At 41.0% G+C, this 8,677-nt stretch carries 8 protein-coding genes; 3 read left to right on the top strand and 5 right to left on the bottom strand.

Going from position 1 to position 8,677, the window contains the following annotated elements; genetic code table 11:
• Both ACJHV0_RS00945 and ACJHV0_RS00940 read left to right on the top strand, forming a co-directional pair.
• Positions 1-1,657 (top strand): Hsp70 family protein (locus ACJHV0_RS00945; RefSeq protein WP_483133116.1); only part of this gene is annotated, 1,657 nt, incomplete at its 5' end.
• A 9-nt stretch (positions 1,658-1,666) separates the two neighbouring features.
• Positions 1,667-3,409 carry a J domain-containing protein gene (locus ACJHV0_RS00940; RefSeq protein WP_483133115.1) on the top strand — a complete coding sequence of 581 codons (1,743 nt, stop codon included), beginning with the start codon at positions 1,667-1,669 and terminating at the stop codon, positions 3,407-3,409.
• A gap of 62 nt (positions 3,410-3,471) precedes the next feature.
• Here ACJHV0_RS00940 and ACJHV0_RS00935 read toward each other — a convergent pair whose 3' ends face one another.
• The 5 genes from ACJHV0_RS00935 to ACJHV0_RS00915 all read right to left on the bottom strand — a co-directional run bounded on the left by ACJHV0_RS00935 (position 3,472) and on the right by ACJHV0_RS00915 (position 8,092).
• Complete coding sequence (locus tag ACJHV0_RS00935; protein WP_483133114.1) at positions 3,472-4,104, bottom strand: DsbA family oxidoreductase; 633 nt, start codon at positions 4,102-4,104, stop codon at positions 3,472-3,474.
• A 13-nt stretch (positions 4,105-4,117) separates the two neighbouring features.
• A complete protein-coding gene (locus ACJHV0_RS00930; RefSeq protein WP_483133113.1) occupies positions 4,118-5,128 on the bottom strand; it encodes an ABC transporter ATP-binding protein in 1,011 nt (336 codons plus the stop codon).
• Positions 5,129-5,137: 9 nt separating this feature from the next.
• Positions 5,138-6,784: an ABC transporter permease gene (locus tag ACJHV0_RS00925; RefSeq protein ID WP_483133112.1), complete on the bottom strand. Its 1,647-nt coding sequence runs from the start codon at positions 6,782-6,784 to the stop codon at positions 5,138-5,140.
• 121 nt (positions 6,785-6,905) lie between these two features.
• Positions 6,906-7,934 (bottom strand): Fe(3+) ABC transporter substrate-binding protein, encoded by a 1,029-nt coding sequence (locus tag ACJHV0_RS00920; RefSeq protein WP_483133111.1) that lies wholly within the window; start codon positions 7,932-7,934, stop codon positions 6,906-6,908.
• Positions 7,931-8,092 (bottom strand): hypothetical protein, encoded by a 162-nt coding sequence (locus ACJHV0_RS00915; protein ID WP_283386005.1) that lies wholly within the window; start codon positions 8,090-8,092, stop codon positions 7,931-7,933. The genes ACJHV0_RS00920 and ACJHV0_RS00915 overlap by 4 nt, the downstream gene beginning before the upstream one ends.
• A gap of 211 nt (positions 8,093-8,303) precedes the next feature.
• Here ACJHV0_RS00915 and rpsB point away from each other — a divergent pair.
• On the top strand, positions 8,304-8,677 hold a 374-nt coding region (gene rpsB, locus ACJHV0_RS00910), incomplete at its 3' end, for a 30S ribosomal protein S2 (protein ID WP_483133110.1).

The following is an 8,677-nucleotide window of genomic DNA, read 5'->3' as shown; positions in this document are numbered from 1 at the left end:
GTTTATTGAGGGTGAAACTCGGTTAATTCCTAATCGTTTCGGGCATTTTCTCACACCGTCTGTGGTGAGTCTTGATGATGACGAATCTGTATTAGTCGGTCTACCAGCCCGTGAAAGGTTGGTGACAGCACCAGATAAAACAGTGGCATCCTTTAAGCGGTTTATTGGAACCGACAAAGTATTCACGATGGGAAAACAGCGTTTTCGGGCCGAAGAGTTATCGGCACTACTGCTAAAACAGTTAAAAGAGGATGCGGAAGCCTATTTAGGTGAAACGATAAGCGATGTGGTGATTACTGTACCAGCCTATTTCAATGCAATTCAACGCCAAGCAACTCAAAATGCAGCAAAAATTGCAGGTTTGAATGTCCTAAGGTTATTGAATGAACCTACTGCGGCTGGATTGGCCTATAACTTACAGGATAAGCCCGATAATACACAATTTTTGGTCTTTGATTTAGGGGGCGGTACTTTCGATGTCTCTATTCTTGATTATTTTGATGGCGTTGTGCAGGTTTCTGCCAGTGCGGGCGATAATCATCTGGGTGGAGAGGATTTTGTAAATGCTGTTCGCTACGCTTTTTTATCCCGTTGTACGACTTTAAATGAAGGACAAAAGCAGCAGATTAAACAGAGTAGTGCGTATTGGCAGCTATTTGAAACAGCAAAACGGACACTGAGTAAAGAGAAATCGGTAGAGGTAAAACTACATTTAAAAGGAGAATTGCACCAAGCCACAATCAGCGAAGAGGATTTCCGTCAAGCTTCACAAAGTCTTATCTCCCGTCTACGCCAGCCACTTGAACGGGCATTGCGTGATGCCCGAATTACGCTAGCTAATATTGATGGTATTATTTTAGTTGGTGGGGCAACCCGTATGCCGATTATCCGCAAAGCGATTATGGCGTGGTTCCAACGGATTCCTCTCTCAGCCATTAATCCTGATGAAGCCATTGCACGTGGAGCTGCAGTACAAGCAGCGTTAATTGCCCGTAGTGCTAGCGTGGAAGAGATTGTCTTAACCGATGTGATGCCGTTTTCATTAGGCACACAGACCAGCCACGAATTGTCGGGTGGGCGTTTGGTACATAATCGCTTTGCTCCGATTATTGAGCGAAATATGCCGGTGCCAATCTCACGGGTTAGAAGTTTTGCTACTATTTACGATAATCAAGAAAAATTGCTGTTTCAAATTTTGCAGGGCGAATCGGCAATCGCCTCGGATAATCTGTTATTAGGTGAGATGGAAATTACCATTCCGAAACGGCGGGCTGGTGAAGTCTCTGTAGATGTTCGGTTTAGCTATGATATGAACGGCTTATTGGAAGTGGATTTAACCAATGATGAACTCTCGATTGCTCATAATAAAGTGTTTCAGCAAAACAGCCAAAATCTGAGTGAGGCGGAGATTCAACAGGCGTTAAACCGGTTGGCAGGCTTAAAAATTCACCCGAGGGAACAGCAAGAGAACCGTTATTTACTCGAAAAAGGAAAACGGTTATATGAAGAGCATTTAGGTGAAGAACGCCGCATTATTAGCGAATATCTTGCCTATTTTGAGCAAACGCTGGAAAGCCAAGATGAGACTCTGATCCGTAAGGCTCGCAAAACATTCAGCGAATGTTTGGAACGCTATGACAGTGGTTGGTTGCTATAAGGGGGAAGAATGGGGTGTTGGGCTATCTTAGGCATTGATCCGACCGCAGATGAGCGGGAAATTCGCCGTGCCTATGCGAAAAAATTGAAAATCACCCGTCCTGATGACGATCCTGAAGGGTACCAAGCTTTGCGGGAAGCCTATGAACAGGCACTACGAGATGCACCGTTTTATACGGAAGAAGGCGATGATGCAGAGCAGGCACCTCTGTTCCCCGATTTATCAATGGATAATGAGCAACAAGCGGGCGAAAACGAGGTATTTTTTGCAAATTCGGATATCTTGTCATTAGATCCCGATTTCGTAGAAAATCAAGCGGAACTCACCGCTTGTGAGTTGGATATGGCAGAGCGTGAGCCGTTAGTGCCACAGAATGATTTGGCTGAACAGGACGATGAGCTGTATTACTCGGGTGAATTTATTTTTCATCATATTGCCGAGCTTTATCAAGAGGCAGGCGAGCAGGGATTACTCAATGAATGGGATTCTATCCAAGAACAGCTATTGGCGAGAATGGCATTTGGTGAACAGGAAGGACTTGCTTTCAATCTGTTTCTGTTTTTAAAAAATAATGACATTGAACACCCGATTATCTGGAAGCAGTGGAGTGAGTATTTTGGTTGGTTGAGTGATTATCACAGTGCGGATTATATTTTTGCTGATGATCGTGAATTATTACAATCGAAATTAGAGGCAGCTAATCAGTATTTATGGGGAGATCGTGGCTATGCCCCAGTGAAAGCGGACATCACAGATCATCACTTTCCACTTGCTCAAGCCTTTGTGAATTATCTGCAAAAGGGTGGCTCCCGCATTTTGGCGTTATTCTATGCAATGCTCATTACCCCCACGATCAGCCAAGAGACGAACAAGCCTCTTCGTTACCATTTAATGTCGAAAAATAAAACGCTAGATTGGCTGTATGACTATGCCTTTATACTTCGTTTCTTTTGGCCTCTAATATTGTTTGGTATTGTGGTATTTACTCGCAATGAAAATAACATTTTGTATATAACCTTTTCTTTGGCTCTTTATTCTGCTGTTCTTTTAATGTTTGGGTTACTAATGCTAGCGATTATTTCATGGGTTGTTAAATGTCTTCCAAGGTGGCTTTATCAGTATCGTATGATATGGGAACTGCTGAGTGCCTTCTTATTGCCATTTATTATTGTTGGCTTGGCATTTTTTAACGAATATCGCTACATTGCTTTCACCAGTTTTGTGATCTGGTTTGTCAGCTATTTCACTTTTATTCGGCAGTTTAATGCAAAATCGATAGGGTGCTCTATTCCTCTGATTATAATGATGGTAATGCTCGCTATTCCTGAAAACTTAGATCCGTCTGTTCGCTCTCTGGCCTTGCTAGGAGCTTTACTATGGCTTAATGCTAATCTTTTTTTAGAGGCTCGTTTCCCGAATATTACACAGAGGATGCTAGATGAAATTCATCAACCATTCCAACAGATTTCTTATGATAAAGCACTACTTCTGTTGCCAGTGAAAATATTAAAATCAGCACTACTTTGGTTGTTTTTTATTCCTCTGAACTGTGGAAGATTTTTGGAGAAGAGTGGAGGATATGCGACATTGGTAGAGATTGGGCTAGTAGCGTTATTTGGTGTGCTTTATCTGAGCCAATATAGTGATCTAAGCTATCTCTTATTCTACCCAATATCTTACTTAGTCTATTTCAATTATAAGTTACTTGAAAAGTGGGTATTTAAGCAGTTAGGTTTTAATTACAAGACTTAGAATGATTTTAAGGGCTAAGCTCAGAATAAGACCGCTTGTTTAGCTTAACAAGCGGTCTTTTTTCAACTTATTTTTTGCAATGCCTGTTTGATGGCATTTAGCAGTACTTCTGGCGGTTGAGCCCCTGACACGCCGAGTTTTTCATCAATCACAAAAAATGGGACGCTGTGAATACCATATTTGTGGGCAACTCGCTCGTCTTCACGGACTTCGTGCCCGAAATCATCGCCTGTGAGCAGTTGAGCGACTTCATCACGTTCTAAGCCGATTTCTAAGGCTAAACCGATAAGTTCTGTGCGTTTAGCTAAAATAGTGTTATCGGTAAAATAGGCTTTGAATAAACGTTCAACCATTGCTTCACCTAAGCCTTTACTTTCCGCAAATTTTGCCAAGCGATGAGCCTCAAAGGTGCGAGTGTATTGTGTGGTGCGGTAGCGTAAATCTAGCCCGGCTTGTTTTCCAGCTTCCTCTACATAGTTAATCATTTCATCAGCCTGTTCAGCCGTTTTTTGATATTTCTGCATTAAGCGTTGCTGAATATCACCTTCCGGTTCACCATTTGCGTGTGGGTCAAGCTCAAAGGCTCGGAAAATCACTTCAACCTCAGCCCCAAATTGAGCTAAGGCTTGCTCTAAATGGCGTTTGCCGATGTAACAAAACGGGCAGGCAAAGTCTGACCAAACTTCAATTTTCATATTCTCTCTCTGTTTAAAATAGGATAAATTCTCTCACTTGGAAGCCAACTTCCACCTGTTCGCCAATTTTCAGCTCTTGGGATTGGTAAGTTACAATCTCAATGCCTTTAATTTCAACTTGATAGCGGTAGTATAAGCCTAAAAACAGTTTGCTTACCACTTTACCTAAGCCTAGCTCATTGGGTTTTAAGATAATCTGCTCCGGGCGAAGAAGCCAGCGGTAACGCCCTTTCTGAACGTCCATTTCAGGGAAGAGTCGGAATTCACCAATCGGGCTACATAGCACTTTGTCTTCCGTTACATTACAGTTAAGATAGTTTGTACCACCTAAAAAATCCGCTACAAATGGATTAACCGGAGAATGATATAGCTCGTTTGGCTTACCAAATTGAACAATTTTTCCTTGATCCATTACAGCAATTTTATCGGCAAACGCAAAGGCTTCTTCTTTGCTATGGGTTACAAAAATAGCCGGCACATTTTGGCTTTTGAGAATTTGTTTGATCTCTTGAATCATCGCATAACGAGTTTGGCTGTCAATATTGGAAAACGGCTCATCTAACAGTAGCAGTTCTGGCTGGCAGGCTAATGCTCTGGCAATAGCGACACGTTGTTGTTGTCCGCCCGACAGCTCGTGTGGAAAACGGCTTTCAAAGCCTTGCAAATGCACAACTGAAAGCATTTTTTCGGTAATCGCTTTTTGTTGAGCTTTTGGCAATTTAGATAAACCAAATTGGATATTGTCAGCCACCGTTAAATGTGGAAAAAGAGCATAATCTTGGAAAATCAGCCCGATTTTACGCTCTTCTACCGCTTTGCTTTTTAAGCATTGTCCGGCTAAATGAATATCACCTTGTTCAATTGGCAATAGCCCGGCAATCGCTTTCAGTAAGGTAGTTTTACCGCAGCCACTTGCACCAAGCAGGCAAATAATTTCATTCTGATTTACCGCGAGATGGAGATTTTGTAAAACCGTTGTGCTGCCAAAATTAAGATTCAGATTATTGATAGTTAAAACAGACATAAAATTCCTTTATCTTTCCTTTTCAGACTGCGAAATAAGTGATCGAGTAAGCCAAATAACAGGCAATAAACCGACTAACACCAATACGATGGCAGGCAAAGCAGCACGCTCAAGTTGCTCGTCTGATGTAAAGGTAAACACGTAGGTTGCGAGTGTATCAAAGTTAAACGGGCGGAGTAGTAGAGAAGCGTTTAGCTCTTTCATACTCTCAATAAAAACCATCAATCCGGCAGTTAGAATGCCTTTATAAATCAATGGGATATGGATTTTTGCTAACATTGCGATGCCGTTTTTACCAAGCGTTTGGCTTGCCATATCCAATGAAGGTGAAATTCTATTGAGCGAAGTTTCAAGACTTCCGATTGCCATTGCTAAAAATCGAATGGTATATGCCAATACCAATGCAAAGAGTGAGCCTGAAAAAATCAATCCAACAGGTGATAATTCAAGGCTTTTTAGCCAAGCGTGGAGTTGATGATCGGCAAATGTTAAAGGTGAAAGTAAACCGATCGCTAATACTGTTCCCGGAACAGCATAGCCAAGAGAGGCTAATTGTAACGACAAGCGGTCATTTTTAACTAAAATTTTGCGGGTATTCAAACGTTTAGAAAAATGCAGAAGTAGGGCAATTAGAACCGTTATGACTGAGGCGATAATCGACACTTTTAAGCTATTAAGCGAAAATTGGACAAAGTCTAAATTCCACGCTTGCTCGAAATAGTCGTATGCCCAATAGAGCAATCTGCCAAGCGGAATGAAAAAAGCTAACGCCAATAAGCCCCAGCACCAAGCAAGGGCTAATGCTAATTTCCAACCGGTTAAAGATTTAAAGGCTGATTTCTTTTCATAGCCACGTTGATAGCTTTTTTGTTTGCGGCGGCTGTATTGTTCCAAAGTCAAAAATAGGAAAATCATCAGCAGCATAAAGACCGCAATTTGGCTGGCTGTGCCGAGATCGTGATAACCTAGCCACGAGTCATAAATTGCCGTAGTAAGCGTTGGCACGGCAAAATAGGCAACGGTGCCAAAATCGCCTAAGGTTTCCATTGCGACTAATGCCATACCAACTGCAATAGAAGGGCGAATTAATGGTAATGTAATACGGCGAAAAAGTTGAGCAGGAGATGCTCCGAGCATTTTTGCACTATGCGTTAGGTTTTCAGACTGTTCTAATAATGCCACTCGCACTAATAAAAAAATGTATGGATACAGCACTAATGCAAGTACAAAGCAAGCACCGTACAATGTTCGAATTTGGGGAAACCAATAATCTTGAGGGCTGGTCCAGCCAAAAATACTACGTAACCAGCCTTGAAAAGCCCCCGAGTAATCTAGTAAATCAGTATATAAATAGGCGATTAAATAAGCAGGCATTGCAAGAGGCAAGCAGAGTAGCCATTGCAAGGTTCTTTGTCCCCAAAAGCGATAGTTAGCCACAATCCAAGCGGTAGGCAGAGCAAAGATCAGAGCGAGAAATACCGTTCCTAACACTAATAATGTTGAATTTTTCAGATAGATTGGCAACATTGTTTGCCAAAGATGGGAAAGGTTTTCACTGTCTCCTTGCAATGCGTGATAACCAATGGCAAGGAGTGGAAGTAAAACAATAAAAGTGGTTAGAGTTGCAATGCTTTTCCAGCAAAATTGTGATCGCATTTTTCTTTAAGCCTGTTATTCCATAAAAAATAAAAGGACGCAAAATGCGTCCTTTTGCAAGCGGTCGTATTTTAGCAAAATTTTGCAAATTTTTGTGGAAAAATGACCGCTTGTTGGTTGATTATTTTTTCTCAGAGAAATCGTCAAATTTCACTTCATCAACCAATTTTAATGCCGCTTCATAGTGTTTTGCAATATTTTCCAGCTTGATTTTATCCGCTGTGAATGTACCCCAACCTTTTACGATTGCAGATGGCTCAATGCCTTCTTTTACCGGATATTCGTGGTTAAGCTCAGCATATAAACCTTGTGCTTTTTCACCACTGAGGTATTCGATTAATTTCACCGCATTTGCTTTGTTCGGCGAGTGTTTCGCAATTACTACGCCACTGATGTTTTTGTGTGTGCCGTACTCGCCGCTAGGGAAGTTAATTACCGCCGCTTCAGCCCACGATTTTTGTTTTTCATCATCTAACATTTTACCGTAGTAGTAGCTGTTACCGATAGAGTAATCACAGATCCCTTCTTTGATTGCTTTTACTTGATCACGGTCGCCACCTTGTGGTTTTTGTGCAACATTTGCTTTTAAGCCTTCTAAGAATGCTTTTGTTTTCTCAATGCCGTAATGTTCAATCATCGCCGCAAAGAGTGATACATTGTAAGAGTTTTTACCTGAACGAACGCAAACTTTGCCTTTATACTCAGGTTTTGCTAAATCTAAGTAATCAAAACCGGCAGGTAATTTACCTACACGATCTTTTGAGGTGTAAATTACGCGAGCACGTGTAGTTAAACCGAACCATTGGTCGTTAGAATCACGGAATTGTTCAGGAATGTTTTTCTCTAATACTTCAGAGTCAATTTTTTGAGCAAGACCCGCATTCACAATTTCCATTACACGAGCGATATCCACTGTTAAAAGTACATCAGCCGGGCTTAATTCGCCTTCTTGTTTCACACGATCAACTAAACCTTTATCAGCAAAAATAACATTTACTTTGATGCCGGTATCTTTTTCAAAGTTTTTCAGCATCGGCTCAATTAAGTAAGGCTGGCGGTAAGAATAAACATTCACTTCATTAGCAGCAAGTGCTGAGGTTGAAGCAAAGGTTGCAGCAGCAACAGCAAGTGCAGAAAGCGTTTTTTTCATTGATAGTCTCCTTTGTTTGATTGACTTTGTATAGCAATTTCGGCAATTCTAAATGCACTTATTTCTTTAGTCAATAATGAGAACGGTTTTTGTTTATTTAGAGCAATTAATTTTGAAACAAGAATAAAGTGATTGGCAAATTGTTTGTTTTTTGGCATAATACTCGCCGTTTTTTGTCTTTACTGATTAAGTAAGAGAAAAAACATAACCATTTATTTTTTAACACTAAAACACACACATATCACAAGCTAGAAATTGGGGTGTCTATTATCTCAATGAGCGTAGATTGATTTTCTAGGATATGTGGAGGCTAAACCCCGTTTTGCCGTTCATAAGTGGCGAAACAAACAACTTTGAAGGAAAATTCTTATGGCACAAGTTTCTATGCGCGATATGCTTAACGCAGGCGTTCACTACGGTCACCAAACTCGTTACTGGAACCCAAAAATGAAACCATTCATTTTCGGTGCTCGTAATGGTGTTCACGTTATCAACTTAGAAAAAACATTACCTTTATTCAACGAAGCATTAGCAGAATTAACTCGCATTGCTTCTAACAACGGTAAAGTGTTATTCGTTGGTACAAAACGTGCAGCGTCAGATGCAGTTAAAGCCGCAGCAGTAGATAGCCAACAATTCTACGTAAATCACCGTTGGTTAGGTGGTATGTTGACTAACTGGAAAACAGTTCGTCAATCAATCAAACGTTTAAAAGATTTAGAAACTCAAACTCAAGACGGTAC

The sequence above is a fragment of the Mannheimia sp. genome (assembly GCF_056854775.1).
This window is presented reverse-complemented; position numbering and strand designations above follow the sequence as displayed.